This is a genomic window from Opitutus sp. sgz309028 (assembly GCF_059821195.1).
This window is the reverse complement of record NZ_JCAMRR010000003.1, coordinates 151,647-177,721: the sequence shown is the minus strand read 5'-3', so window position 1 is coordinate 177,721 and position 26,075 is coordinate 151,647. Positions and strand designations below refer to the sequence as shown.

The 26,075-nt window shown below is 66.1% G+C and carries 19 protein-coding genes; 6 read left to right on the top strand and 13 right to left on the bottom strand.

The features are described 5' to 3' along the window. Positions 1 to 15 precede the first annotated feature (15 nt). Positions 16 to 4,620, bottom strand: a complete 4,605-nt coding sequence (locus AC6RV7_RS12675) for a PAS domain S-box protein (RefSeq protein WP_500094365.1) — start codon at positions 4,618 to 4,620, stop codon at positions 16 to 18. 287 nt (positions 4,621 to 4,907) lie between these two features. Here AC6RV7_RS12675 and hemH point away from each other — a divergent pair, with 287 nt between their 5' ends. Together hemH and AC6RV7_RS12665 are read left to right on the top strand one after the other, a co-directional pair. Next, positions 4,908 to 5,933 (top strand): ferrochelatase, encoded by a 1,026-nt coding sequence (gene hemH / locus AC6RV7_RS12670; RefSeq protein ID WP_500094364.1) that lies wholly within the window; start codon positions 4,908 to 4,910, stop codon positions 5,931 to 5,933. Between the two features lie 33 nt (positions 5,934 to 5,966). Beyond that, complete coding sequence (locus tag AC6RV7_RS12665) at positions 5,967 to 8,627, top strand: PAS domain-containing hybrid sensor histidine kinase/response regulator (protein WP_500094363.1); 2,661 nt, start codon at positions 5,967 to 5,969, stop codon at positions 8,625 to 8,627. Between the two features lie 152 nt (positions 8,628 to 8,779). Here the strand turns inward: AC6RV7_RS12665 and AC6RV7_RS12660 are convergent, their stop codons facing one another. The 4 genes from AC6RV7_RS12660 to recF all read right to left on the bottom strand — a co-directional run bounded on the left by AC6RV7_RS12660 (position 8,780) and on the right by recF (position 13,325). After that, on the bottom strand, positions 8,780 to 10,471 hold the full coding sequence (locus AC6RV7_RS12660) for a SulP family inorganic anion transporter (RefSeq protein ID WP_500094362.1): 1,692 nt from the start codon (positions 10,469 to 10,471) through the stop codon (positions 8,780 to 8,782). 110 nt (positions 10,472 to 10,581) lie between these two features. Continuing rightward, positions 10,582 to 11,193, bottom strand: coding sequence for a crossover junction endodeoxyribonuclease RuvC (locus AC6RV7_RS12655; RefSeq protein ID WP_500094361.1), 612 nt, complete (start codon positions 11,191 to 11,193; stop codon positions 10,582 to 10,584). 92 nt (positions 11,194 to 11,285) lie between these two features. Next, complete coding sequence (locus AC6RV7_RS12650; protein WP_500094360.1) at positions 11,286 to 12,017, bottom strand: sulfite exporter TauE/SafE family protein; 732 nt, start codon at positions 12,015 to 12,017, stop codon at positions 11,286 to 11,288. A gap of 222 nt (positions 12,018 to 12,239) precedes the next feature. After that, positions 12,240 to 13,325, bottom strand: a complete 1,086-nt coding sequence (gene recF, locus AC6RV7_RS12645; protein ID WP_500094359.1) for a DNA replication/repair protein RecF — start codon at positions 13,323 to 13,325, stop codon at positions 12,240 to 12,242. 270 nt (positions 13,326 to 13,595) lie between these two features. On the opposite strand from recF, the gene AC6RV7_RS12640 reads away from it, so the two are divergent. Next, positions 13,596 to 14,114 carry a peptidylprolyl isomerase gene (locus AC6RV7_RS12640; RefSeq protein ID WP_500094358.1) on the top strand — a complete coding sequence of 173 codons (519 nt, stop codon included), beginning with the start codon at positions 13,596 to 13,598 and terminating at the stop codon, positions 14,112 to 14,114. 121 nt (positions 14,115 to 14,235) lie between these two features. Then, positions 14,236 to 15,090, top strand: a complete 855-nt coding sequence (locus AC6RV7_RS12635; protein ID WP_500094357.1) for a chromosome partitioning protein ParB — start codon at positions 14,236 to 14,238, stop codon at positions 15,088 to 15,090. Here AC6RV7_RS12635 and ald read toward each other — a convergent pair. Further along, positions 15,081 to 16,169, bottom strand: a complete 1,089-nt coding sequence (ald, locus tag AC6RV7_RS12630) for an alanine dehydrogenase (protein WP_500094356.1) — start codon at positions 16,167 to 16,169, stop codon at positions 15,081 to 15,083. The two genes, AC6RV7_RS12635 and ald, sit on opposite strands and share 10 nt — an antisense overlap. Before the next feature lie 139 nt (positions 16,170 to 16,308). Between ald and AC6RV7_RS12625 the strand changes: the two genes are divergently transcribed. Further along, entirely contained in the window at positions 16,309 to 16,839 is a 531-nt protein-coding gene (locus AC6RV7_RS12625) for a dihydrofolate reductase (RefSeq protein WP_500094355.1), read from the top strand. On the opposite strand, the gene AC6RV7_RS12620 is transcribed toward AC6RV7_RS12625, so the two are convergent. The 7 genes from AC6RV7_RS12620 to ispE form a co-directional block, all read right to left on the bottom strand. After that, positions 16,836 to 16,973, bottom strand: coding sequence for a hypothetical protein (locus AC6RV7_RS12620; protein ID WP_500094354.1), 138 nt, complete (start codon positions 16,971 to 16,973; stop codon positions 16,836 to 16,838). The two genes, AC6RV7_RS12625 and AC6RV7_RS12620, sit on opposite strands and share 4 nt — an antisense overlap. 107 nt (positions 16,974 to 17,080) lie before the next feature. Beyond that, on the bottom strand, positions 17,081 to 17,791 hold the full coding sequence (locus AC6RV7_RS12615; protein ID WP_500094353.1) for a cytidylate kinase-like family protein: 711 nt from the start codon (positions 17,789 to 17,791) through the stop codon (positions 17,081 to 17,083). Positions 17,792 to 17,914: 123 nt separating this feature from the next. Further along, complete coding sequence (locus tag AC6RV7_RS12610) at positions 17,915 to 18,949, bottom strand: collagen-binding domain-containing protein (RefSeq protein ID WP_500094352.1); 1,035 nt, start codon at positions 18,947 to 18,949, stop codon at positions 17,915 to 17,917. A 146-nt stretch (positions 18,950 to 19,095) separates the two neighbouring features. Then, a complete protein-coding gene (locus tag AC6RV7_RS12605; RefSeq protein WP_500094351.1) occupies positions 19,096 to 20,847 on the bottom strand; it encodes a tetratricopeptide repeat protein in 1,752 nt (583 codons plus the stop codon). A gap of 57 nt (positions 20,848 to 20,904) precedes the next feature. Continuing rightward, positions 20,905 to 22,437, bottom strand: coding sequence for an exosortase/archaeosortase family protein (locus AC6RV7_RS12600; RefSeq protein WP_500094350.1), 1,533 nt, complete (start codon positions 22,435 to 22,437; stop codon positions 20,905 to 20,907). Positions 22,438 to 22,445: 8 nt separating this feature from the next. After that, positions 22,446 to 24,209, bottom strand: coding sequence for a phosphoenolpyruvate--protein phosphotransferase (gene ptsP, locus AC6RV7_RS12595; RefSeq protein ID WP_500094349.1), 1,764 nt, complete (start codon positions 24,207 to 24,209; stop codon positions 22,446 to 22,448). An 82-nt stretch (positions 24,210 to 24,291) separates the two neighbouring features. Then, the gene (ispE, locus tag AC6RV7_RS12590; protein WP_500094348.1) at positions 24,292 to 25,179 is read right to left on the bottom strand and encodes a 4-(cytidine 5'-diphospho)-2-C-methyl-D-erythritol kinase; all 888 of its coding nucleotides are present in this window, start codon (positions 25,177 to 25,179) and stop codon (positions 24,292 to 24,294) included. A gap of 151 nt (positions 25,180 to 25,330) precedes the next feature. On the opposite strand from ispE, the gene pyrF reads away from it, so the two are divergent. Further along, complete coding sequence (pyrF, locus tag AC6RV7_RS12585; protein WP_500094347.1) at positions 25,331 to 26,035, top strand: orotidine-5'-phosphate decarboxylase; 705 nt, start codon at positions 25,331 to 25,333, stop codon at positions 26,033 to 26,035. The last annotated feature ends 40 nt before the right edge of the window (positions 26,036 to 26,075 follow it).

Below are 26,075 nucleotides of genomic sequence, written 5' to 3'. Positions count from 1 at the left end.
GAGGCGCTGCGCGGTTCAGACCGTCTGCGCCGCCAGCGCCTCGCGCAGCACGCGCGCGAGATCGTCGACGTCGTAAGGTTTCGCGACCATGCCGCAGAAACCATGCGCGCGGTGGTTCGCCAGCACAGGGTCGCTCGAGTATCCGCTCGAGACGATCGCGCGCACGCCCTCGTCGATCTGCTGCAGGTGCGACAACGCCTCCCGGCCGCCCATCCCGCCGGGGACGGTCAGGTCCATGATCACGAGCGCAAACGGCTCGCCGGCGTCCCGCGCTTCGCGATAGCGCCGCACGGCGTCCGCACCATCGGCGACGCACACCACTTCGAGGCCGAAACGTCGCAACAAGAACGACGCCATCTGGCGGATCGACTCCTCATCGTCCATGAAAAGCACCCGACCGCGAAATCGGGCCGGCTGGATGGGCCCGGACGCTTCCCCGTTGCCGGACCGCTCGCCCACTTTTGCCGGCAGCCAGATGCGAAACGTCGTGCCGACGCCGAGCTGCGACGAGACGTCAACGGCGCCGCGGTGTTTCTGCACGATCGAATAAACCGCCGCCAAGCCGAGGCCGCTGCCGGTTTGTTTCGTCGTGAAATAGGGATCGAAGATCTGCGGCAGATGCTCCGGCCGGATGCCGACGCCTGTATCCGTGATGGCGATATGCACATAGGCCCCCGGCGCGAGCGCCAGCCGCGAGAAGCCGTCCACGGTTTCGTTATTCAGCGCGATGCGGACCATTCCGCCCTCGGGCATCGCCTGGACGGCGTTAAGCACCAGGTTCTGGACCACGCGTCCGATCTGCCCCTTGTCGGCGTCCGCGGGCCACAGGTCGTCGGGAAAGTCGAAGGCGGGCTTCACCCGCGATCCGTGCAGGGCGAACGTCGTCATTTCTCGCACGATGGTGTCGAGCTGCACCGCCGTGCGGACCGGCTCGCCGCCCTTGGAAAACGTCAGCAGTTGCTGGGTGAGATCGCGGGCGCGGAGCGTCGCCTTCTCCGCCTCGCGCAGGCTGCGCCCCGCGTCGCCGTCCGGCGGCACGTCCAGCGCGGCGAGGGCGACATTGCCCATCACCGCGGTGAGGATGTTGTTGAAGTCGTGCGCGATGCCGCCCGCCAGCACGCCGACGGATTCCAGTTTGGATGCCCGCAGCAATTCCTGCTCGAGCCGGTCCTGCTCGGTGACGTCCCGAAACACCAGCACCGTGCCGATCACGCGGCTGTCCGCCGCATGCACGGGCGCGCAGCAGCCCTCGACCAGCCGGATCACGCCGCCGCGGCCGGTCAATCTCGTGCGGGGAGGAATATCGATCACCACGTCGCGGCGCGTCACCGCCAACACGGGCACCTCCACCGGTTCGCCGGTGCCCTCGCTGGCGAACGCGCAGATCGCCTGGATGGGGCGGCCGATCGCGGCCTTCGCCTCGATCCCGACCAGCGTTGCCGCCGCCGAGTTGATGAACAGGATCCCGCCGTCGACGTCCGTCGTGATCACGCCTTCGGCCATGGCGCGCAACGTCACGGCGAGGCGCTCCTTTTCCGCCGCCAACGCCGCCTCGGCGTGCTTAAGCTCGGTCAGGTCCACGAGCACCATCACCGCCCGGCTGAGGCTCAGCCCCTCGTCCGTGCGATCGATCCACCAGCGCAGGTGCATGTCGTGCACGCGGCCCTCGAAATCGCGTATCCTCAACTCGGATTCGTGCGTGTTCTCGCCCTGCCACAGCCGCAGCAGGGTCCGTTTCGCCACGACGAGCGTTTCCGGCGTGGCCAGCAGCCCGCGCCGCCAGCGGAAGTCCGTCTTGCCCTTCGCCCGCAGGATCTGCAGGGCGGCGGCATTGCAGTCGACGAAGCGCGTCCGCTTCAACATGTCCAGGAGCTCGCCGGGCGCATCCAGCCGGATCGCGAGATCCCTCACCCCTTCCTGCCGCAACGCCTGCATCCGGCGCCCCACCTCCGAAAAATCCGCCTCGATGATTGCGACCGGCGTGTGCTGGTAAAGGGTCCGATAGCGCTCCTCCGAGGCGAGCATCGCCTGCTCCGCCTCGCGGCGGGCGGTCAGGTCGGTGATCACGCCGACCAGTTTCCACTCCGCCGGCCCCACCTGCACGACCGACACGTGTTCGTGCAGCCAGAAGACCGCCTCGCCGCGCTGGGCGCGAAACTCCTGCTCGTAGGAATCGCGTCCCGCCGTCAACGCGCGCCACGCGCGCACGTCGTTGGACCGCGCCGTTTCCGGATCCAGCACCTCCAACCAGGGCAGCGTCGCCGGGTCGTCGGGATCGCGGCCGAAGATCTGTCGAAACAGCCGCGAACGCGGGATGAACATCACCCAGCGCTGCTTCGCGGCTCCGGCACTGCCGGTCTCGCTGAAGACCCGCGCCTGCCAAAGCAGGCAGTCCGCGGTCGCGAGCATCTGCTCCAGCTGGGCCTCGCTCGCCTTGCGCGCTTCCTGCGCCTCGCGCTGCGCGGAAATGTCAGTGACCACACCCACGAGCTGCCAGCGGCCGGGCTCCAACGGGACGATTTTCACCATCTCGCGCAGCCAGATCACGCGCCGGTCCTGGATCACCCGAAACTCCTGCTGATAGCCCTCGTGGCCGCCGCGGATCGCCCGCGTCGCCCGCTCCGTCATTTCGTCGAATTCCGGCACGTTCAGCCGCGGCCAGTGAACGCCCGTTTCCGTCGCCTCGTGCCCGAAGAGCCGGCGAAACAGGACCGACCGGGGCGTGTAGAACTCCCACGCGAGGCCCTGCCCGCTGCGATCGGCCACCATCGCCTCCCACACCATGCAGTCGGCGAGGCCCATGATGCGCTGCAACTGCGCTTCCGTCGCCCGCCGGGCGTCCTCGGCCTGCCGCTGCCGCGTGATGTCGGTGATGACGCCCACCAGCCGCCACTGGTCCGGACCGACCGTCTCGACCGATACGCTTTCGCGCAGCCACAACACCCGGTCCTGGCTGAGGACGCGAAACTCCTGCTCGTATCCAGAAGCTCCCGACAACATGGCCTCGTCGCTGCGACGGTTCATCTCCTGCAGATCTGGAACGCGCGCCGGATCCCAGAGCATGCTCGATTCCGCGTCGCGGTGCCGGCCCAGCAGCTCGACGCTCAGTCGCGAATTCGGCCGGTTGAAGTGCGTCCACACCAGCCGGTCGCCCTGGCGTTCCACCGCGGCCCGCCACAGCAGGCAGTCGGCTCTTTCCATGATTTCCCGCAGCGCCCGCTCGCTGCTTTGCCGCGCCTCCTCCGCGCGATGCCGGTCCGTCACGTCCGTCACGACGCCCACCAGCTGCCACTCCCCGCGGCCGACCGACCGGATGGTCGCATGCTCGTGCACCCGGATTTCCTCCGTCCCGAGCCGGCCACAGACCTCCTGTTCGTAGGAATCGGCGCCGGCCCGAATCGCGCGGTCCGCGCGTTCCACCATTTCGTCGTAAACGGCCGGGTTCACGAAATCGCGCCACGGCATGAACTCGTCGGCGCCCGTCGCCGCGCGTCCGAACAGCCGCTGAAACAGCGTGGACTTCGGGACATCGAGCTCCCACACGAGCACCCCGTTTTCGTTTTCCCGCACGCGCGCGTGCCAGAGCAGGAAATCGGCGAGGCCCAAGGCCTGCTCCAGCCGCGATTCGCTCATGTGTCGCGCCCGCTCCGCCTCGCGTTGCGCGGTGATGTCGGTGATGACGCCGACCAGGCGCAGATCCTCCGCCGACAACGCCGTGATCGTCACCACCTCGTGCAGCCGGATGAGTTCGCCGGGCTGGACCACCTGAAATTCCTGCTCGTAGCCGCTCGCTCCGCTCCGCAGCGCCTGTTCGCAGCGCGCGTTCATCTCCGGTCGCTCCGGCACGTCCAGCCGCGCCCAGTCGAAAGCGCCCTGCACGTCGCCAAACAACTTGCGGTAGAGCACCGATCGGGGCGCCTCCATCTTCCAAGTGAAACCGTCCGCCGTCCGCTTCACGTTGGCGTGCCAGATCATGCAATTGGCGCGCTCGAGCACCTGCTGCAGCTGAGCCTCCGTGCGCCGGCGCAGGTCCTCCGCCTCCTGTCGCGCGATTTCCGCTTCGTGCTGCGTGGTGATGTCAGTGATCAGGCCGACCAGCCGAAACCGGTTAGGCCCGTGGGGCGTGATCGACACGCGCTCCGCCAGCCAGATGTCGCGGCCGTTTTCGCGAAAGTGGAATTGTTGCTCGTAGTCCGGCAATCCCGCACGCAAGGCCGCCGTGCTGCGCGCGTTCATCTCCGGCAACTCCGGCACGTCCAGCAGACTCCAGAGCTCGCTGCCGCCGCGGGGGAAACGGGAACCGAACAATCGTCGCGCCATCGCCGAATCCTGCATCGAAAACGTCCAGCGAATATCCTCTCCCGCCAGCGTCACCTCCGCATGCCACAACATGCACTCGGACGACCTCACCATCGCCATGAACTCCCTCGCCGCCCGAGTGCTCTGCCGCCAGCGCCGCCACGCCCAAGTAGCCGCTCCCGCGCCGCCCAAAGCCAGCACCGCGACAGCGCCCCAACCCAAGCCGGGGGTCATCAGGCCGGGCGCGCCGATCCCCGCCGCCAAGCCCGTTGCCGGCGCCGCGAACACTCCACGCAGCAGCCAGACCGCAGTGCGTCGCACGCACCTAGGTCCTCCTACGTTGGCGGACTCCGCAACGGGGCATTCGCCGATCATGGCGTCAGGAACATGTTGTCGTATTGCACAATCGACCTCAGAGCAGCGGACTTGAGGGCGCCTGCCAAGTTCCCGCACACGGTCGCGGCTTCCCCGCCGCGCAAGCCATCTTCATTCAGTCGCTTAAAAAGCCACTTTTTCGCGGCGGCGCCAAACCGCGCCGCGCCCGAACCGTTTTCAGAACCTGCGACCGGTTGACATCTCGCCCGTTCGTCCGACCAATCTCCGGCCGCATGGCCCAACGCGCTGTCCTCCTCGTCAACCTCGGCTCGCCGGACTCGACGTCCGTCCCGGACGTCCGCCGTTATCTCGATGAATTTCTCGGCGACGAACGCGTCATCGACCGCCCCGCCCAGCCGTTTCGCTCGCTGCTCGTCCACCGGATCATCATCCCGCGGCGCGCCCCGAAATCCGCCCACGCCTACGAGCAGATCTGGACGAAGGAGGGCTCGCCGCTGATCGTGATCTCGAAAAGCGTGCAGCAAAAACTCGCCGCCGCGCTCGGGCCCGAGACGCCGGTGTATCTGGCCATGCGATACGGAAAACCGTCGATCGCCTCCGTGATGGCGCAGATCGTCGCCGACGGCGTCGAGGAACTGTTTCTCGTTCCCCAGTATCCGCACTACGCGATGTCGTCGTGGGAGACGGTCGTCGTGAAGGTTTACGAGGAGGCCGCAGGGCTGTCGCCGAAACTGCGCGTCGACTGCATTCAGCCGTTCTACGCGGATGCCGACTACATCGAAGCGCTCCACGCCGTGAGCGCGCCGTATCTTTCGCAGCCGCACGATTACGTGCTTTTCAGCTATCACGGCATTCCCGTGCGGCATCTCCAAAAGGCCGATTCGTCGAAGGCGCACTGCCTCGAGGTCAACGACTGCTGCAACACCTGCTCGCCGATTCACGCGACGTGCTACCGCGCGCAGTGTTTCGCCACCACGCGCGCGCTCGCCGCCCGCGCCGGACTCGCGCCGGATCGTCATTCGGTTTCGTTCCAGTCGCGCCTTGTGGGCGAGCCATGGCTGTCCCCCTACACGGACCACGAGCTCGAGCGTCTCGCGAAAGAGGGTCGCAAGCGCATCCTCGTCCTCTGCCCGGCTTTTCTCGCGGACTGCCTCGAGACCATCGAGGAGATCAGCGGCGAGGGCAAAGAAACCTTTCTGCACGCCGGCGGCGAAGCGTTCACGCAGATCCCCTGCCTCAACGACCAGCCGCCGTTCATCGATTTTCTCGCGCAGCGCGTCCGCCGCTGGCTGGGCTGACGCCCGCTCGAGCCGCCCAACTCCGCGAAGCCCTTGAACGATTCCGCGCCAGCTTCCGCCTCGCCAACGGCCCAACCTCCGGCGGACTTCGCCGCGGTGCTGCTGCTTGATGCCGCCGGCCGGATCACGAGCGCCAGCCGCGCGGCCCGGACCCTCTGGCACACGGGCGACCGCGAACTCGTGGGCGAACCGTTCTCATCGCTTTTCGCCTTCGATGTCGTTTCGCAGGAGCCCGATTGGCTGGAAGCGCAGTGGGACGTGATTCTCGGCGCTACGCTCGACCGCGCCGCCACGCTCACCGCACAACCGCGAGCCGGCGCCGCGTGCGAGGTGCGCGTGCAGCTCGAACGCCTCACGAGCGAAGCCTATCTCGCCACTGTGCAACCTCCCGCGCGGGTCGCGCCGGCGCCGCGCGGCGACGATTCCGCCGCGCTCGACCTGCTCCTCCGCCACGCGCCGGCTGGGTTTTTCGACCTCGATTTGTTGCACGGTCGCGTCGCCTACTCGTCGTCCTGGAAAAAAATCCTCGGCTATGTCGACGCCGAGCTGCCCAACACGCTCGAAACCTGGCGCGAGCTCATTCATCCCGACGATTCGGCCGCCGCGCCGGATCAGATCGGCCGGAAACTCACCGTCGGCGCGCGCCCCTTCAGCGTCGAGTTTCGCATGAAACACCGGCTGGGCCACTGGGTGTGGATCCAGTGCGTCGGCGTGCAGGTGCTCAGCGCGTCCGGCCAACTCGAACGCGTGGTCGGCTTTCACCTCGACATCACCGAGCGCAAGGACCTCGAGGAAGCGAGCGTCACCAACGACGAGCGACTCGAATTCCTCGGCTCCGTCGGTCCGCTCGGCGCCTTCGACCTGGATTTCGCCGGCGACACGTTCTGGTTTTCCTCCGGCTGGAAACGGCTGCTTGGTTACCGCGACGACGAAGCGCCGGACGAGATTGGCACGTTCGCCGCCGCGCTGCCGCCCGACGAGCTCACCGCCGGAGTGCACACCTGGCTGCTGCTGCGCGCACCTGGTCAAAGCAATTTCCTCGAACCCGTCCTGCTCACCGGCAAAGACGGCCGGCGCGTGCCGGTTTTGCTCGGCGCACATCGCGTCCTCACGCGGCGCCGCGATCTCTCGCGCGTCGTCGGTTTTATCTGTCCCGCGCCGGCCGGGCTCCCGCACGCCGATCAGGCCCTCGCCGGGCCGATCGCGCAGGATGCGTTTGCCGCGCTTTCCGAGGGCGTGCTCATCACCGACGCCTCCGGCCGGATTCTTCAGGCGAACTCGACCGCGGTCCGGCTGCTCGGTCTCAAAGCCGATCAGATCAAAGGCCAGCCCGTCGCAGACGTTTTCCGGATCGTGAATCGCGAATCGGGCCGTCCCGGCGACGATCCCTGCGAACGCGCGCTTTCGGCCGACCAGCCGCTACCGTTGTTCAACGACGACGCCATCCTCCCGATCGCCGAAGACGAAGCGCCGCGTCCGATCGCGTGGACGGCTCGCGCTTCGTTCGACGAGTCCGGCAAGGCCCGCGGCGTCGTCATCGTTTTCCGCGATCCGGCCGAGATGAATCTCACGCCGGAGGAGCTCGTGAAAGCGAATCGCTTCGAATCGCTCGGCCTCCTCGCCGGCGGCATCGCCCACGACTTCAACAATCTCCTCACGACGATTCTCGGCGGCATCTCGCTGGCCAAGGACAACCGCGATTACTCCGCGCTCGAGGACAGCGAAAAATCCTGCCTCACCGCCAAAGGTCTCACGAAGCAGCTGCTCATGTTCGCCAAGGGCGGCTCGGGCACACAGAGCGTCGTCGCCGCGAAGGACATCCTCGCTGACGCCGTGAAAATCGCCGCGGCCGGCGCCGACGCCGAGATCACGCTCGACGTCGCCGACAACGCCGAGCCTGTCCGCGTCGATCGCGCGCAGATCCTGCAGGTGTTTCAAAATCTCGTCGTCAACGCGCTCCAGGCCATGCCGCCCGCGCCCCATCGCGCGCGCCTGCTCCTCCGCGCCGCGAACACGCAGCTCGCCGAGAACCAGATTCCGCCACTCGCCGCCGGCACCTATGTCGAGTTCGAGGTGCGCGACAACGGCAGCGGCATTTCGCCCGAGAACCTCCAGAAGATCTTCGATCCGTTCTTCACCACGAAAAAGCACGGCACCGGTCTCGGACTTGCGACGGTGCTCTCGATCGTGCGCAAACACGGCGGTCAGATCGGCGTCGATTCCGTCGTGGGCACGGGCACGGCATTCACGGTTTTTCTCCCGCGCGCCGACGCCCCCGTCGAAGTCCAGGCCCGCCGCGCACCCTCGCTGCGTTTCGGCACCGGACGCGTCCTGCTGATGGACGACGACCCGAAAATCTCTTCGCTCACCGCGACGATGTTGCAGAGCCTCGACTACAAATACGACGTCGCGAAGAACGGCGAGGAGGCCATCACGCTCTACAAGCGCTACCTCAACATCGGTCGGCCTTACGACGCCGTGATTCTCGACATCACCGTGATCGGCGGCATGGGCGGCGAGGAATGCTTCAAGATCCTCCGCGACCTCGATCCCGACGTGCGCGCGATCGTGTCGAGCGGCTACGACAACGAAGACATGGCGCGCCGCTTCCTCGACATGGGTTTCTGCGGGTATTTGACCAAGCCCTACCGCGTCACCGATCTTGGCAAGGTGCTGAAAACCGTTCTGGCCTGAGCCAGGGATCGGAAGAGAGGCTCGCGGAACCCACGGAATACACGGAAGAGTGGATCCTCATTCCGTGTCCTCCGTGTGTTTTGTGGGCTGAAAATCCCCTCCGGGTTTTTCGTGTTTTTCGTGGTTTTCGTGGTTCTACCCGAACCCGTCGCTCACGCGAGCGGTGGCCGCGTCCCGGACTTCTTCGGCGGGATCAGCGCATTCGCGCGTGCCACTGCGGCCTTGAGGTCGGCGACCACGTTTTCACGCCCGACCTCGTCGAGAAAGCCCGCCCGCTCCATCGTGAAATACGGCTGCGTGTGCGGACCTGAGAGAATCAGGTGCCGGCCGTGCCGTCGCAGTTTCGCATGCAGGTCCTCGAGCCGGTCGAGCGCAGTCGCATCGAGGGCAGTCACCGCCGCCAGGTGGAGAATGATCACCCGGGTCTCGCCGCCGGCCCGCCGCAGCACAGTCTCGAGTTTGTCCGCCGCGCCGAACAGCAACGCGCCGAAGACGCGATAAACGACCGCGCCCGGCGGCAGTCCCTTGATCTGCTGATGCGGTGCGCCTTCGCCCTCGCGCGCCATCGCCTGCACCTCGGTTGTGTCGGCCACCCGTTTCACGAACAAACCGGCCGCGAGGATCATCCCGATGCTCACCGCCTTCGTGAGATCGAAGCACACCGTGAGCACAAAGGTCGTGAGAAAAACCAGGCCGTCGCTTTTCGGCCGCCGCTTCAGCCAGAGAAATTCATCCCACTCGCCCATGCGCAACGCGACCACGATGAGCACGGCGGCGAGCGACACGAGTGGCACCTCCGACGCCAGCGGCGCCGCCACCAGCAACACCAGCAGCAGGAAAACCGCGTGCACGATGCCGGCCACCGGCGTGGAGGCGCCGTTGCGGATGTTCGTCGCCGTCCGGGCGATCACGCCCGTGACCGGAATACCGCCGAAAATCGGCACGACAAAATTCGCCACGCCCTGCGCCATGAGTTCCTGATTCGAATCGTGCCGGTCGTCGATCAGGCCGTCGGCAACCACAGCCGAAAGCAGCGATTCGATCGATCCGAGCATCGCGATCGTGAACGCCGGCATCACGAGGTTCTCCAGCGTGCGCCAGTCGAAATCCGGAAACGCCATCGTCGGCAAACCGCGCGGGATGCCGCCGAACTTGCTGCCGATCGTCTCCACCGGCAGCCCGAAAAAATAAACGAGCAGCGTTCCGAACACGACCGCCACGATCGAGCCGGGCACGCGTTTGCTCCATTTCGCCGGCCACCCGCCGACGATCGCGAGCGACACGGCGCCCAGAGTCAGGGCATACCAGTTGATCGTCGGCAGCGCCCCGGCGAGAGCGATCATCTTGGGCAGGAACTCCGCCGGCTCATGTTCCAGCTGCAAACCGCCCAGCGCGCGCAGCTGCGTCGTGATGATCGTGATCGCGATGCCGCAGGTGAACCCCATCGTCACCGGTTGCGGGATGAACCGGATGAGCGAGCCGAGCCGAAACGCGCCCATCACGAACATGATCGCCCCCGCGAGCATCGTGCAGATGAGCAGATTCGGCAGTCCGTATTTCGCGCCGATCAAGGCGACCAAACCCACGAAGGCGCCGGCCGGTCCTCCGATCTGCACGCGCGAGCCGCCCAGCGCCGAAACGATGAAGCCGCCGATAATTCCCGTGTAGAGTCCCGCCGCCGGCGTCACGCCCGACGCAATGCCGAGGCCGATGCAGAGCGAAAGCGCCACGATTCCGACCGTGATCCCCGCGAGAAGATCGGTCATGAAGCGCGTGCGGTCGTAGCCGGCGAGCGCTTCCAGCAATTTGGGGCGGAACGAAAAATATCCGGTGTCGGTTTTCATGACATGCGCGCCGAGCATGCTCCCGGCCACGCCTCACCGGCAAGGTGCGGTATTTGATTTTTCCTGCGCATATCTTGTCGCTGCCGCGGCGCGTGCGACCGGGCCGCGCCTCAACCGCGCCACGTAAACGCGTGACACAGCGCCACGCCCGCGGCATCGGCCTCGTCCGGCGCGAGCGGACGCCCGTGGCCCAGCAGCGCCATCACCGTGCGCGCCATCTGCTCCTTGCTCGCCCGCCCCGCGCCGACCACCGCCTGTTTCACGCGCAACGGCGCGTATTCGAAAACCGGACACTCGTGCAGGGCCGCCACCGCGATCGCCGCGCCCCGCGCGGCGCCGAGGATCTGCGCCGTCTGAAAGTTCTGCACGTAGATCGTCTGTTCCAGCGCCACGTGCTTCACCTCCGTGCCGTCGAGAAACGAGCGCACGCTGCGATGTATCTCGCCGAGCGCGAACGCCATCGTTTCCCGCGAGGGCACGCGCACCGTCCCACAACGCAACAGCACCGGCGGCCGGCCGGGCGCGAATTCGATCAACGCCAGTCCCGTGCCGCGCAACGACGGATCGATGCCGAGCACCCGGCCCGCGAATGCCGAACGCGGCCGCAACCCGATCGCCTCCGCTGCGGTCGCCGCCGCCTCCAGCGGCACGCGCACGGCGGCCGGCAACGGTTTGCCCGCGAGCTTTGCCGCCCACATCTGCCGGACATTCATGCGCGCCATGCGGGAAAGTGAAAGTGAGGGTGAAAGTGAATGTGAAGGTGAAAGTAGCTGCCCCACGCACCTTCCCTTTCACTTTCACTGTCACTTTTCCCTCACACCAGCAGCTTCAGCCCCGCGATCGCGCTCAGCGCCAGCGCCAGATTCTCGAATAGCCGCTGGTCCATCCTCACCAGGATTTTGCGTCCCAGATACGCCCCGAGAAACACCGCCGGCGCGAGCCACAGGTTGAAAGCGAAGCTGGCCGAGTTGATCAGCCCCAGGTTCACCATGAAGGGCACCTTGAAAAGGTTCAGCAGCATGAAAAACACCGCCCCGGTGCCGACGAATTCCAACTTCGGCAACCGCATCGCGAGAAGGTAAATCGCCATCAATGGCCCCGCGGCGTTGGCCACGAGCGTCGTGAATCCCGCCAGCACGCCGATCGTCGGCGCAAACCAGATTCCGTGTTCGCCTTCGCCGACGTGTTTCTTCCGCCGGATGAGATGCAACCCGAGCAGCACGAGCACGATCGCGCCGATCATCACTCTCGCCTGCCGGTCGTCGATTCGTCCGAGCGCGAAATAGCCGAGCACCACGCCGGCGGCCGTCCACGGAAAAAGTTTCCACAAGAAACGCCACTGCGAGTGCTGCCGATACGACGCCACCGCGATGAGATCGCCGAAGCACAACAGCGGCAGCACGACACCGGTCGCCTGCTTCGCCGGCAGGATCTGCGCGAAGATGACCACCGGCAACATCCCGAGCCCGCCGATGCCGGTCTTGGAAACGCCCACGAGGAACGCCGCCGCAATCGCCAACGCCCATTGCCAAGGCTCGAAACTCATCGCGCGACACGAGCTAGAAACCGCCGCGAGGTCGAAGACGAATTATCGGGAAACCACGAAAGACACGAGAAACACGACAGTTTCGAATTTGGCCCACGGAACACACGGATCACACGGAAAAATGGGTCTGAATTCAGTGTGATCCGTGTGTTCCGTGGGCTTGTTTTCAGGGATTCGTTTTTCGTGTATTTCGTGTCTTTCGTGGTTTTCCCCGTTCGATCTCTAGTCACGCGTTTCGAACGTGCCGTCTTTCACCGTGAATACCTGCCACTCGCCGAGCTCCGCATCGGGCAGATGCGTGCCGGTCGCTACGATTTGCGACTGCGGATCGATCGCCGCCCAGAAGCGGCGCCGCCGTTCTGGATCGAGCTCGCCCAGCACATCGTCCGCGAGCAGTACCGGGCGCACGCCGCTCTTCTCCTGAAACCACGCCGCCTGCGCGAGCCGCAACGCGAGCACCAGCGAACGCTGCTGGCCTTCCGAAGCGAAATCCTTCGCCGCCGTGCCTTTCACCGAAAACGAAAAATCGTCGCGATGCGGCCCCGCGAGCGTCGTGCGAAATTGCAGGTCGCGCGCCCGGCCCGACTCCCAGCGCGCCAGCAGCGCCGCGGTATCGGCGTGCTCGAAATTGGGTTCGTAACGCAGCGCGCTCTTCTCCTTCTCGTCCTGCGCGACGAGCTGCGCGTAGGCCGTCCGCACCGTCGCTTCGAGCGCCTTGAGTCCGCTTTCCCGCGCCACAATCAACGCCGCCGCCGCCGGCGCGAGAATCTGCTCGAAGGCCCCCAGTTCCGCGTCGCGCGCGCCGCCGCGCTTCAGGAGCGCGTTGCGCGCCGCGAGGGCCTTCGCGTAGGCCTGCAGCGCGGCGAAGTATCCAGGATCCATGGACGCCAGCGTCAGGTCGAGCCAACGCCGGCGCAGCGCCGGCGCGCCGCGGACAAGCAGCAGGTCCTGCGACGAAAACACCACGGTCGGAAACCGTCCGAGATAATCGCCGAGCTTGGCGATGCGCGTCTGGTCGCACCACAGCTCCTTGCCGTCGCGCCGCAGCGTGATCGTCACCCGCGAATCGCCGAAGCGCTCGTGCTCGATGTCGGCCGCGATGCCCGCCGCCGGATGGCCGATGCCGACGAGCAGCTTGTTGTCCGTCGTGCGAAACGACCGTAGCGCGGTGAGGAAGCCCGCAGCCTCGAGGAGATTGGTTTTCCCCTGGCCGTTCGCGCCGACGAAAAACTGCTGCCGGCCGGCAAATTCGACGGTGGCAAAGCCGACGTTGCGGAAATGACGAAGCGTGAGTTTCCGAAGCCGCATGCGAAAGCCTCACCACGAAACACAGCCGCCCGCGGAAAGGGAGGAGAAACCACGAAAAACACGAACTACTCGAAAAGGCCGAACCTCGATCCGAAGAACCCACGGAACACACGGATTACACGGAAATGAAATCCGGTCCGATTCCGTGTGACCCGTGGGTTCGTTTCCCATTTTCGTGTGTTTCGTGTTTTTCGTGGTTCCACGTCCGCAGCCGCAGCCGCGATTTTGGTTCTTGCGCGTGATCGGCGCCGTGGGTTCCTTGCGCGACTCATGAGCACCACCGCACCTGCCAAGGAAAATGCCATCATCAAGACCAGTTACGGCGAAATGACGCTCGCCTTCTGGCCCGACGTCGCGCCGAAAACCGTCGAAAATTTCAAGAAGCTCGCGAACGAAAAATTCTACGACGGCACCGCCTTTCACCGCATCATCAAGGGCTTCATGATTCAAGGCGGCTGCCCCAACACCCGCCAGGGCGAGAGCGGCATGCCCGGCACCGGCGGTCCCGGCTACAAGATCAAGGCCGAGTTCAACGCCAAGCCGCACGTCCGCGGCGTCATCTCCATGGCGCGCAGCGCGCATCCCGATTCCGCCGGCAGCCAGTTCTTCATCTGCCACGGCGACGCCCGTTTTCTCGACCGTCAATACACGGCCTTCGGCGAATTGATCGCCGGCGACGACGTCCTCGAGCGCATCGCCACGGTGCCGACGCAGAACGGGGGCGGCGGCGAGAAGAGCACGCCGATCGAGCGCATCGAGATCGAGAGCATCCGCATCGTTCCCGCCTGATCGCCTCCCGGCCCGGCGATAACGCCGGACCGCCTTGCCGAAGCCGCGACCCCTCGTCGCGGCTTTTGTTTTTCATCCTTGCCCGCGCGGATCGCGGGCTCAGAAACGCCGCTCCCTTTTCATGCCGACGACCCAAGAACTTTCCCTCGATTCCATCAACGTCTACGGCGGCACGCAGGCTCGCGTCACCACCAACGACGACGCCATCGCCAGCTACGCCGACGAGATGTCGCAGGGCGCCGTTTTCCCGCCGACCTCCGTTTATTTCGACGGCACCACCTACTGGCTCGCCGACGGCTTTCACCGTTATCTCGCCGCCAAGCGTCTCGAACGCGCCGCGATCCTCGCCGAGGTCGAACCCGGCGGACGCAGCGACGCCCTGCGCCACGCCCTCGGCGCCAACGCCACCAACGGCGTGTATCGCAACAACGCCGACAAGCGCAACGCCGTCGAGATCGCGCTCGAGGAATGGCCCGACCTCGCCAATCCCGTCATCGCTGAGATCTGCAAAGTCTCCGCCGAGCTCGTCCGCCGCGCCCGCAGCCAGCTCGTGCAGTCCGGCCGACTCCAAAGTCCGGATACGGTCACCGGCCGCGACGGCAAATCCTACCCGTCGCAAATCGAGCGCCAGCCCCGCGGCAAAACGGAGGCGTCGTCCGCCGACCGCGAATCGGGCGGCGGCGGCGGTTTCTCCCGCGGCAAGGGCGACGGCGGCCACCTCGGCGGCACGTCGACCGAGCTCGAGCGCGACGCGCTCGCGATGATCCACAAGGGCGAGGTCAATCCCTTCGAACTGCCGACCTTGCTCACGGCCAACGCCGACGACTACGCGATCACCGTGATCAATCTCCTGAGCACGATGAAACCCGACGACCCGAAGCGCGGGGCCGGGCTCCTCCGCATCCGCCACTGGATCGACAAGGCCCTCGCCGGCGAAACGACGTCCGCGGCTGCGCCGGCCCCCGCTCACTCGTAGCCGAGGGCTTTCGCCACCGCGGCGTTCACGATCCGGCCATCGCGCGTGTTCACGCCTTTAGCGAGTCCGGGGTGCTCCGCCAGTGCCCGCTCGATCCCTTTTTCCACGAGCATCGCCACATACGGCTCGGTCGCCTGGGTGAGCGCGAGCGTGGACGTGCGCCCGACCAGCGCCGGCATGTTCGGCACGGCGTAATGGTTGACTCCACATTCCCGATACACCGGCTTCGCATGCGAGGTCGCCCGGATCGTCTCGATGCAGCCGCCCTGGTCGATGGCGATGTCCACGATCGCGCTGCCCGGTCGCATGCGCGCGACCATCCGGCGCGTGACCACGATCGGCGCCTTGGCCGCGGGAATCAGGACAGCGCCGACGAGCAGGTCGGCATCCGCGACCGCGTGCTCGATGTTGGCCGCGGTCGCCATCAAGGTGACCACCCGGCCGCGATACTCGGTGTCGAGCGCTTCGAGTTTGCGCGTGTCAAGGTCGAGCACGGTCACACGCGCGCCCATGCCGGCCGCCGTCTGCACGGCGTGCGTGCCGGAATTGCCGGCGCCGACGACGACCACGTGCCCCGGCATCGTTCCGGGCAGACCGCCCAGCAACACTCCGGACCCGCCATGTTGCGTCTGCAGGAAATACGCGCCGATCTGGATCGAGAGCCGGCCTGCGATGTGCGACATCGGTTTCAACAACGGAAACTGGCCGTCGGAACTTTCGACCGTTTCGTAGGAAATGCCCAGCACGTGCTGCTCGAGCAGCGCGGCCGCCAGTTTGGCTCCGGCGGCAAGATGCAGGTAAGTGAACAGCGCCTGTCCCCGCCGCAGCCGCGGGTATTCCGATGCGAGCGGCTCCTTCACCTTCAGGATCAAGTCCGACTCGCGCCAGACTCTTGCGGCGCTCCCGGCGAGGGTTGCGCCAGCCGCCCGATATTCCGCGTCGCTGAATCCGGCGCTCGCGCCCGCGTCCTTTTCCACGAGCACTTTGGCGCCGAGTTGGACGCAGCGGCGGCAGAGACTCGGCGTCATCGAAACCCGCGTCTCGCCCGTTTTGATTTCTTTCGGCACTCCGATTCGCATGGATTTATGACACAGGAAACGACCCCCGTCGCAATGCTCGCGTGAGGTGGCTTCGCGCCAAGATTCGTCTCGCGGCGCGGCGCAGAAAACCCGGTTGCCACCCGGTCCCGCTCCCGTTCGCTTCGCACTCCGCCCTGCCATGTCTCCTGCACCTACCTCCACGGCTCCTACGCTTCAGCCGCCGCTGAACATGATCGTGGCGTGCGCGGAGAACCGGGTGATCGGACGCCAGGGCAGGCTGCCGTGGCGAATTCCAGAGGACTGGCATTTTTTCAAGAACCAGACCGCGGGAGCGACCGTGGTGCTCGGCCGCATCAGCTTTCAATCGTGGCGGAGCGTTTTGGAGGACGACCGTCGCGCGATCGTGCTCACGCGCAATCGCAGCCTCGCAGGGCCACGGGTCGAGGTCGTCTCCTCGCTCGTCGAAGCCATCGGTCGTGCGGGAACGCACGGCCGGCCAGTTTACATTTGCGGCGGGCAACGCATTTTCGAGGAGGCGATCGGCCTGCCGCAGGTGACGCGGCTGTTTCTCACGCTGGTGCACGCGGAGGTGGAAGGTGATCGCTATTTTCCGGAATGGCGCGACGCGTTTCCCCGCGTGATTCAGCAACGCCCGGGTGCGGACGCGAATTTCCGCTACACCTTTTACGAACTCGCGCGCGAGGCCTAGACGCGGCGATCCGGCGAGTCGGACACTTTGGGGGCCTGGGTGCGGCCGGCTTTGCGCTTCGCGCGGCTGGCGCCCACCGCGATCGCAATGACGAGCGCGACGCCGAAAACGATGAGGATGGTCTCAATGCCCATGCGCCAACGTAGTCAGGCGGCGTGGCGCCCGCCATCGGGAGCATCCCTGACGCGCTCGTCCGGTCCCGCGAACCCTCGCTAGCGGCGCTCGTGACCGCGCCCCGCGATTACGTCACCGGTGCGACGATACGGCTGCGCAGCACGGTCGCGGCGAGGTCGACGACCTGTTCGAGCGGCAGGCGGCCGAGATTGCAGACGAGATCGTAGTCGCAGGCACGGGTCACATCCGCTCCGAAGACGGATCGCACGTAGTTCCGGCGCGCGGCATCGATCCGGTCGATCTGCCCCAACGCATCCTCCGCGCCGATACCGAGTTCGCGCGCCAGGTGAGCCGCCCGCATCGCCGGCGGAGCGACCAACCGCACGTGCAGCCCGCTCGCCACCTGATCCGTGGCAAAATTCGCGCCGCGGCCGACGAGGATCACGTGTCCGGCGCGGGCGAGCTCCCGCATCATTTGATTGGTGCGTTGCGTGAGACTCCAGATGCTGGGATGCAGGCCGAGCAGCTCGCCGATGGACGAACCGATCTCGGACACCTTGTCCTCCGGAAGAAAGCGCGCGATCCGCGGCGAGAGTTGTTCGGACTGCAACACCGCTTCGACGAGATTGCGGTCGAACACCGTCCATGGCGTTTCGCCGGGCAGCTCGTGATCGAGACGCGCGGCGAGCATCCGGGCGAAACCATGGCCGCCCGCGCCCGCTTCGCGGGACACCGTCACAAACGGCCCCATGGGCTTGGTCAGATGACCGGGGCCGGAACGAGAGAGGTGGACGTTGATATAGGCCTCGGCTTGGCCGAGGGAGGGCTGAAGATGCATGCGCACTCCTCCTTTCCTTGGGCGCACGAAGATAAGCCCTTCGCGCGCGCTTGGAAAGTCCCCCACGCCTTCTATTTCACCGCAAGATCTGCGGACTGAACGGCGACTGCGAACGCGGTGCGTTCAGCGGCGCGTGGCACGCCGGCGGCGATGCCAGACCAAACCGGCGACGCACAGGCCGAGCGTCCAGAGCGCATACGTGCCGGGCTCGGGCACCAGCACGGCCGTCGGCGAGAAATCGTTATAATGCAGCTGGGCGTTCGAGTAGGTCAGACCACCGGCGAGGATCTGTCCCTCGACGCGACCGGAGCCGTTGGAAAGCGTCGCCTCTGGGGCGAGGATGCTGCCGTAGAAATCGCCGCTGCCCATCAGCGTCACGTTGCCGCTGCCGGTAATATTCCACAGCAACTGGTCGGCACCGCCCGCGCCGACGAACGAGCTCGTGTTGAAGTTCACGCCCTGGCCAATGAGCGTCTTGCCGTTCGCGTTGAGCACATTGACGACAAAAGTCTGGTCGCTGCCGATGTTGAACCTCAGGTTGCTGAAATTCTGCCCGCCGTAGCTGCTGCCGTTCAGCAGCGAGGCATCGAAATTGAAAACCACCACGCCCGCGTCGGTGCTGTTGGGCGAAAACGTCAGCGTCTGATTGCCGGTGTTCACCCCGATGGTGCCGGTCACGGCCGCGGCGGCGAGTTGGGACGACAGCGAGATGGCGGTCGATTCGATCGACGCCCAGTTCCAGTTCGCCGGCGTGGGATTCGTCGTCGGGCTCGTTTTCGCGAGCGGGTTTTGCAGGTTGTCGAGGTTGAGCTTGCCGCCGGTGGTGGTGAGGAAATGGCGCTGGCTGCCGTTGACGGTAACGAAGCTGCCCGCCGAATTCGGGAGCGCCGCATAACCTGACTGCAGTTTCGTCTCGCCGCTGATCTTGAGCTGTCCGCCGACATAGAGCGTCGGATCGCTGCTGTTGGCATACACGGACGTCTTGTAAGCGATCGACCCGCTGGAGGTGGTGAGATTCCCCCGCACCGCGATCGCGCCTTCCATGTTGCTGTTGCTGAACGTGGCGTCGTTCAGGACGATGGCGTTGTAGTTTCGCACCAGCGAATCGAACCCGTTGACGGCAGATAGGGCGGTCTGCGCCTGTGCCGATAGGGCCAAACAGGCCGAAAATAGAGCCGTAACGGCGAACAAAATATAGGGTCTTACCCTCATTTGCATGGATGAAAAGGTCGAACGGACTTCGTTGTCAAAGGTGCTTTTCGACAACTACGCCCCCAAATTGAGGAAAGAATCAGGTATTTTCCTCAGTTGTATGCGTCCAAACGGATTCTTATGCGAGCGGCGGCGGCTTGCAGCAAACGAGCTTCATCAAGCGTCGGGTTCGCCCGCCAAGCGGCCTGCAGCAGCGGCTTCGCTTCGTCGGTCGCCCCCAGCTCGGTTTGGGCCAGTGCCAGCCAGAACGTCACGGCCCGGCGTTCGGCCGTTTCGTCTGACGGAAGCGTGTGCAACAGCGTCACGGCGTCCGCCGGGCGGCGCTGACGCCAGCGCACCGCCGCGAGCGTAACCGTGGTCAAAGGTTGCGCCGGTTTTGCCTGGTGCAGGGCCTCTGCACGGTCGATCGCCGCAGGCGTAAGTCGATCGAGAATCGCACCCAGCAGGATCCACCGGGCGGCTCGCTCGTCATCTTGGGGCCATTGCTTCACCACCTCGCCGTAAACCTGCCACAAACGCGTGAGGTCGCCGCGCGCGGCATGACGATTGATCAGGGCGTCGTAGGCCCAAAAACTCTTCGGAAAGCGTTGCACGACTTTCTCCAACGCGCGGGTGAGGCCGTCATCATCGCCCCAAGCGCTCGCCAGTCGCACCAACGCCCGCAATCCGGGCAACGAACTTTCCGCCGCAGTCAGCGCGGTATCCCACGTGCCGCGCGCCGCCGTCTCGCCATAGCGCAGTTGCTGCAGCCGCGACGCGATCGCGAGCGTCAACGCGTCGCGCGGCCACACGCCCCAGGCGCCGGCGCGCAACTGCTGCTCGAGTCGATCGAGATCGCCGGTCGCGGCACTGATTCCCGCGATCACATCCCGCGCGGCCGCCTCGTTTTTCACCGCGTCCGGCAGGCTCTCGAGCCACACCAGGGTCTCGCGCGGCTGACCGATCTCCGCCAGCCAGCGTCCGAGCACCGCGACCGCCGGCGCGCCGTCGGCTGCCGCCGCCAGCTTGAGTTGCTCGACCAGCTGCGCCCAGCCCGCCGCGCCACCCTGGGGAAAATCTTCGCGCCAGCCGGGGATGAACCGCAGCTGCATCCGGCCGACAATGTCGCGTTGCCGGGCCTCGTCCGTTTCACGCGCGGCAAACTTCACCAGTTCCACCGCCGCCCGCACCCGCACACGCGGATCGCGCGTGAGTTCGTCCAACGCGCGGAGCGCCGACGCCTGTTTGTCCGCGTCGAAGCCCCACAGTCGCGTGGCTTCGAGATTGAGTTTCGCCGCGGCGTCGTCCGGCGCGAGTTCGACCAGCCGCGTCAGATTCGCTTCAACGTCCGCCGTGCGACCGAACGCTTCGGCGAGCGCGGCCGACGAGCGGTAGAATGCGGCGTCCTGGCGCGCCGCCGTCGCAAGTTCCGACAACGCCTCCTCCGCCACCTCGAGGCGCTCGAGGCGCAACGCTTCCTCCACCAGTGCCAGTTTCAGAGCCGGATTGTCGGGATTCAGCCGCGCGAGTTGTTCGCGCGCCATCAACACCGTCGGCGACCCGACCTCGCCGAGCACGCGCGCCGCCTGCTGCCAGGTCGAGGGATTGCCCGGATCGAGCTCAATGGCCCGGCGCAACGCCAGCGTCGCCCGGCGATAATCCTTCGCCTCGGCAAACACCCTCACCTCTTCGAGCGCGCGTCCATGTTGCCATCGTTTCCAGACCGGCCGGCCAGAATACCAGGCGGCCCCCGCCGCCGCCGCGACCAGCACCGTGATCGCGGCCCCCGCCCGCCAGGCGCGCTGACTTTCGCTCAGGCCATGCCAATGATCGTCCGCGCGTTTCTTGAGTGAGCCGAAATTCATCCGTGTTTGTGAAAGGTGCGATTGAGCACGCCTATCTCGGCCGGGCACGGAAAAACTTCAGTCGCGCCGCAACATCGACGCGAGATGCTCGCGCAACCAGGCGACGGCCGACTCGCGATCGGCCAGCGGCACGACAAATGCCAGATAAGCCGCATCCGCGCGGCGTTGACCGAGCCGCACGCGTTCCCACCGCCACGCCGGCACGCTCGCGACCGCTTCGGCCGCATCGCGAGTCCGTCCCAGCCACGCATCCCAATGGCAGTAGAACACGTGCCGCACCGTGCCTTCCGCGACGAAGCGCGCGACGTTGAACGCAATCGGCACGCCGTCGACGCGCACCTCTTCGCGCCGCGAATCCAGCTCCACGGCCAAACCCGCCGCCGGCAGGCAAACGCTCGGATCGTGCAACTGTCCGGCCATGGCGGATTCCACGCGTCCGTCCCAGCGCACGAGCAGCGCCGCGCTGCCGCCTCGGAGATAACCGCGGGCCGAGGTCGCTTGCAGCAAATCGAGCGCCGCCGGCGGCACGTCATACGGCCGCCAATCCGCGGCGGGTGGCTCGAGTCGCCATTGCACGCGCGCTGCGGTCGCCTGCCGTTCGTGCGCACGATACCAAACGACGGGAACAAGCGCCGCCCCGACCGCCGTCAGCGTGAAAAATTTCATTCCCACCCCGGCTCGCGGCCGGAACGGGTCGCTGTCCTCCTGCGGCCGCGCGGGAGCGTGCCGGCCCCACTTCCACGCCCACAGTCCGACGAGCAGCAGCGAGCCGACAAGTTCGATTCCGCCCGCGCGATCGTGCCACTGTTCGCTGAGCGCAGGCGAATACGCCGCCGCCAGCCAGGTGAGCGTGGTCGTGCGAATCCAGTTACACGTGACGGCGATCGCCACCGCGCCGACAACGAGGCCCAGCCGCTTGCCCCAGGACAACCGGAAAAGTTCGCCGAAAAACCAGCCCGCCATCCACACGGCCTGCAGCGAACGCAACCCGCTGCACGCTTCGTTGATCCCGACGAAACCGGTGGCCACCTCGATGACATTGCCGCTCACGATCGCCGGGTGTCCGAGCAGCGAAACCGTGGTGGCGGCGAGATGCACGTTGAGCGCCACGAGCCAGCCGACGACTTTGGTCGTGACGATCGCCGGCCAGGTCAGCGCGGTCGTCACGAAAAACAACGGAAACACGAGCCCCCGCGCGGACGCGTTTCCCGCCGTGCGCGCGACGAAGGCGAGCGTCACCAGCGCGACGAGTCCGAACGTGCCCCATTGCGCCAGCGGCCAGCTGGCGTTGGCCTCGAGCACCGTCAACGCGAGTGGCAGCGCCGCCAGGCCGATCGCGATCGCACTCCACGCGAACGCCGCGGCTGTGCGGGCCGGCGCGGCGGGACGTTCCCGCAGTCGTTCCCATGCGAAATACGCGGCGAGCAGCGGCACCGCCCAGCCGTGCGCCTGGTCGACGCTGGCCGACCACACGCGCGTCATCCGCCACAAAAACGGCAGCCATAGCACCGCCAGCGCGGCGAACCACCACCCGCTCGCGGCCCGCGTTTCGCGTCCGGCCGCCTCTTCGCGGTGCCCGTTCGACGGCATCGCGCGGCTCAGTCGATCTTGACGCGCGAGCGGTAAAACGCCTCGCACTTCGCGTAGATTTCCCGCGGCGAGGTCATCGTCATCGCCTCGTCCGCGAGCGCTTTCGCGTCGGACATCTTCATCGAACGCACGATGTATTTCACCGACGGCAGCCAGGGCGGCGCCATGCTCAGGCAATCGACGCCGAGACCGAGCAGCAGCGGCGCGAACACCGGATCGCCCGCCATCTCGCCGCACACGCTCACGGGCACGTTCTGCTTGTGCCCCTCGTCGATGATCCGCTTCAGCGTGCGGATGACCGCCGGATGCGTGGGTTCATACAAATGCGCGATGCGGTCGTTCACGCGATCGATCGCGAGCAGATACTGGATGAGATCGTTGGTGCCGACGCTGAAGAACGCGCAGTCCGGCGCGAGCAGGTCGACGGTGGCCGCCGCGCTCGGCACTTCGATCATCGCGCCGATCTCGATGTTTTCGTCGAAGGGCAGACCGCGCGACTTCAGCTCCTCCATGCACTCGCCGAGCACGGCATTCGCGCGCGCGAGCTCCTCGTGACCGCTGATCATCGGATACATCAGGCGCACTTTGCCGTAGGCGCTGGCCATCAGGATCGCGCGGAGCTGGTCCTTGAAAATCTCATGATGCTCGAGGCAGAACCGGATCGCGCGAAACCCCATGAACGGGTTGTTCTCCTTCGGAAACAAATCCGGGCTGCCCGCCATCGGTTTGTCGCCGCCGAGATCGAGCGTGCGGATCACGACGGGATTCGGCGCGAGGCCCTCGGCCACCGCCTTGTAAGCGAGAAACTGCTCCTGCTCGGTCGGGATGCGCGAGGCGTTGAGAAAAATATACTCGGTGCGAAACAACCCGACGCCGCGGGCGTTGTAGTCCCGCACGAGCTTCACCTCGTCCGTCTTTTCGATGTTGGCCATCAGGGTGACGTCGACGCCGTCGAGCGTGACTGCGGGCTGCTGGTTGGCCTTCAGCAGGCGGGATTCGAACGTCTTCTTCTGTTCCTGGATCTTGCCGTAGCGGAACAGCGTGCTCTCGGAGGGATTGATGACGACGACGCCGTCGTAGCCGTCGACGATCACCCAATCGCCATGCTTCATGCGGCGCGACAGATCGCGCACGCCCACGACCGCGGGCACCTTCATCGAGCGCGCGACGATCACGGCATGGCTCGTCTTGCTGCCCGAGTCGGTGACGATCGCGAGCGCCGCGCTGCGGTCGATGCTCGCCGAGTCCGACGGCGAGATGTCGTTGGCGACCACGATGCGCTTGTCGGCCAGGCGCGTGAGCGAGTTTTCGGCCTGACCCAGCAGATTCTGGAGGACGCGCTGCGCGACATCGCGGATGTCGCCAGCACGTTCGCGCAGGTATTCGTCGTCGATTTCCGAGAACGCCTGTATGTAACGCGAGGATACCTTGTTGAAACACGTCTCGATGTTGCGACTCGTCGCCTCGAATTCGCGGATCGTCTCGCCGATCAAAGCCTGGTCCTCGAGCACGAGCAGATGCGCGTCGAAGATGAGCGCCTCCTCCTTGCCCAGGTTGCGCTCGACCTCGCTTTGGATTTTCGCGATCTGCTGCCGCGTCGCGAGCAGGGCCTTTTCGAAACGCGCGATCTCCGCGGCCCGCTTCTCCGGTTCCACGAGGTAACTCGGAACCTCCACGTTGCTCTGGATATAAACGAAGACCTGTCCGTAGGCGATGCCTTGGGAGGCGGCGATGCCTTGGACGGTGACTTCGGTCTTGTCGCTAAGATCCATTAATTTTCGTTGCTGAGCCGGCGAGGGATCGCCCCGGAGGTGCGGACGATAACGCCGCCTGTCTGCGACGGGTCAATGCGATTTACTGGGCCAGTTCGGCTTCGACAACAAATGCGGATTCGCCCCATGCGTCGCGGATTCGGGCCACCACCTCCGGCACCGGGGTGTCGTCGCGCAACAAGGCGAAACACGCGCTGCCGCTGCCGCTCATCCGGGCCGCCAGCCGGAACTCGTCCCGCAGTTGGTCCAGCAGCAACGGCAGCGCGGGAAACTTCCGGAACGCCGGCGGCTCCATCGTATTCAACAGCAGCCCTTCGGCCGCCGCCGCGCTGTCGCCGATCCAGGAGCGCAAGCGCGCCTCGGCCACCTCGCCCGGCAAATAGCTCGCCGGCGCCGCTTCCGCGAGTTGTCGATAGGCCCAGGCAGTCGCGATGCCGAACGCCGGCTTGAAAATCAGCACCCGCCGGCCGCGGAGCCGCCCCGCCGCCGACTCAGGCAGCGGCTCCACGCGTTCGCCGCGACCTCGCATCACGATCGGGCCACCATGCAGAAAGAGCGCGCAATCCGAGCCCACCCGCGCCGCGACGTCCCCCAGTGCCTCACGCGTCAACGGTTCTCCCGCGAGCCGGTTCAGCGCCACCAGCGCTGCCGCCGCGTTACTGCTCCCGCCACCCAGGCCCGCGCCCATCGGAATGCGTTTCTCCACTTTGAAATGCACCGCGCCCGCGAAACCGGTCGCGTCCCGAAACGCCCGCGCCGCTTTCAACACGAGATTCGTCTCATCCACCGGCACCGCCGGATCGTCGCATTCGAAGGTCAACGCACCCGGCCGCGCCGGCAGCATGTCCGCCATCAGCGTGTCGCCCCAGTTCACCGGCGCGACCACCGACACGAGTTCGTGAAAGCCGTCCGGCCGCCGGCCCGTAATCGCGAGGAAAAGATTCAGTTTGGCCGGTGAGGAGACTGTCATCGTCGAAAGCACACGAAGCTGCAGTCGCGCAGATCGACGCCTTCAACGCAAAACCGATTTGGAATTTGCCTGTTCCGTCCGCTCCGGGCGGCACCGGAGGTTTTTGCTTCAATCCGGCCGGATCCTGTCGTTTAACTCCCCGTCCAACCTGATGCCTTGCGACCTGATCCTCGTCCTCGACGCGCCATCCCCGCGCGACGTCGCCCCCGCCCTTAAGCGCCTCTCCGGCACCGTCCGCTGGGCCAAAGTCGGCCTCGAGATGTTCACCGCCTGCGGCCCCGACTGCGTTCGCGAGGTCGCCGATTTGGGCTTCAACGTCTTCCTCGACCTCAAGCTTCACGACATCCCCAACACCGTCGCGAAAGCCGTCGAGTCCGCCTCCAAGCTGCCGATCCGGATGCTCACGTTGCACACCGGTGGCGGTCGCGAGATGATGACGTGGGCCGCCAAGGCCCAGCAACAACACGCGCCCGAGCTGCTGCTGCTCGGCGTCACCGTCCTCACCTCGATGAGCGCCGCCGAGCTCAACGGCGTCGGCGTCTCCGCCTCGCCCGCCGATCAGGTCGTGCGCCTCGGCCGGCTCGCCGTCGCCTCCGGTCTGCGCGGTCTCGTCTGTTCGCCGCTCGAGATCGAGCCGCTCCGCGCCACGCTCCCGGCCGACGTGCAACTCGTCACGCCCGGGATTCGTCCGCGCGATGCGAAAGCCGACGACCAGACGCGCGTGATGACGCCCGCCGAGGCCGCAAAGACCGGCGCGAGTTACATCGTTGTTGGCCGCCCGATTTTCAAGGCGCCCGATCCCGTCGCCGCGGCCGAAGCCATTCTCACGGAACTGAATTCCGTTTCTCCGCTCTAGAGCGTTTCCGCCCTCCACTCTCAACTCCCAGCCCTCAACT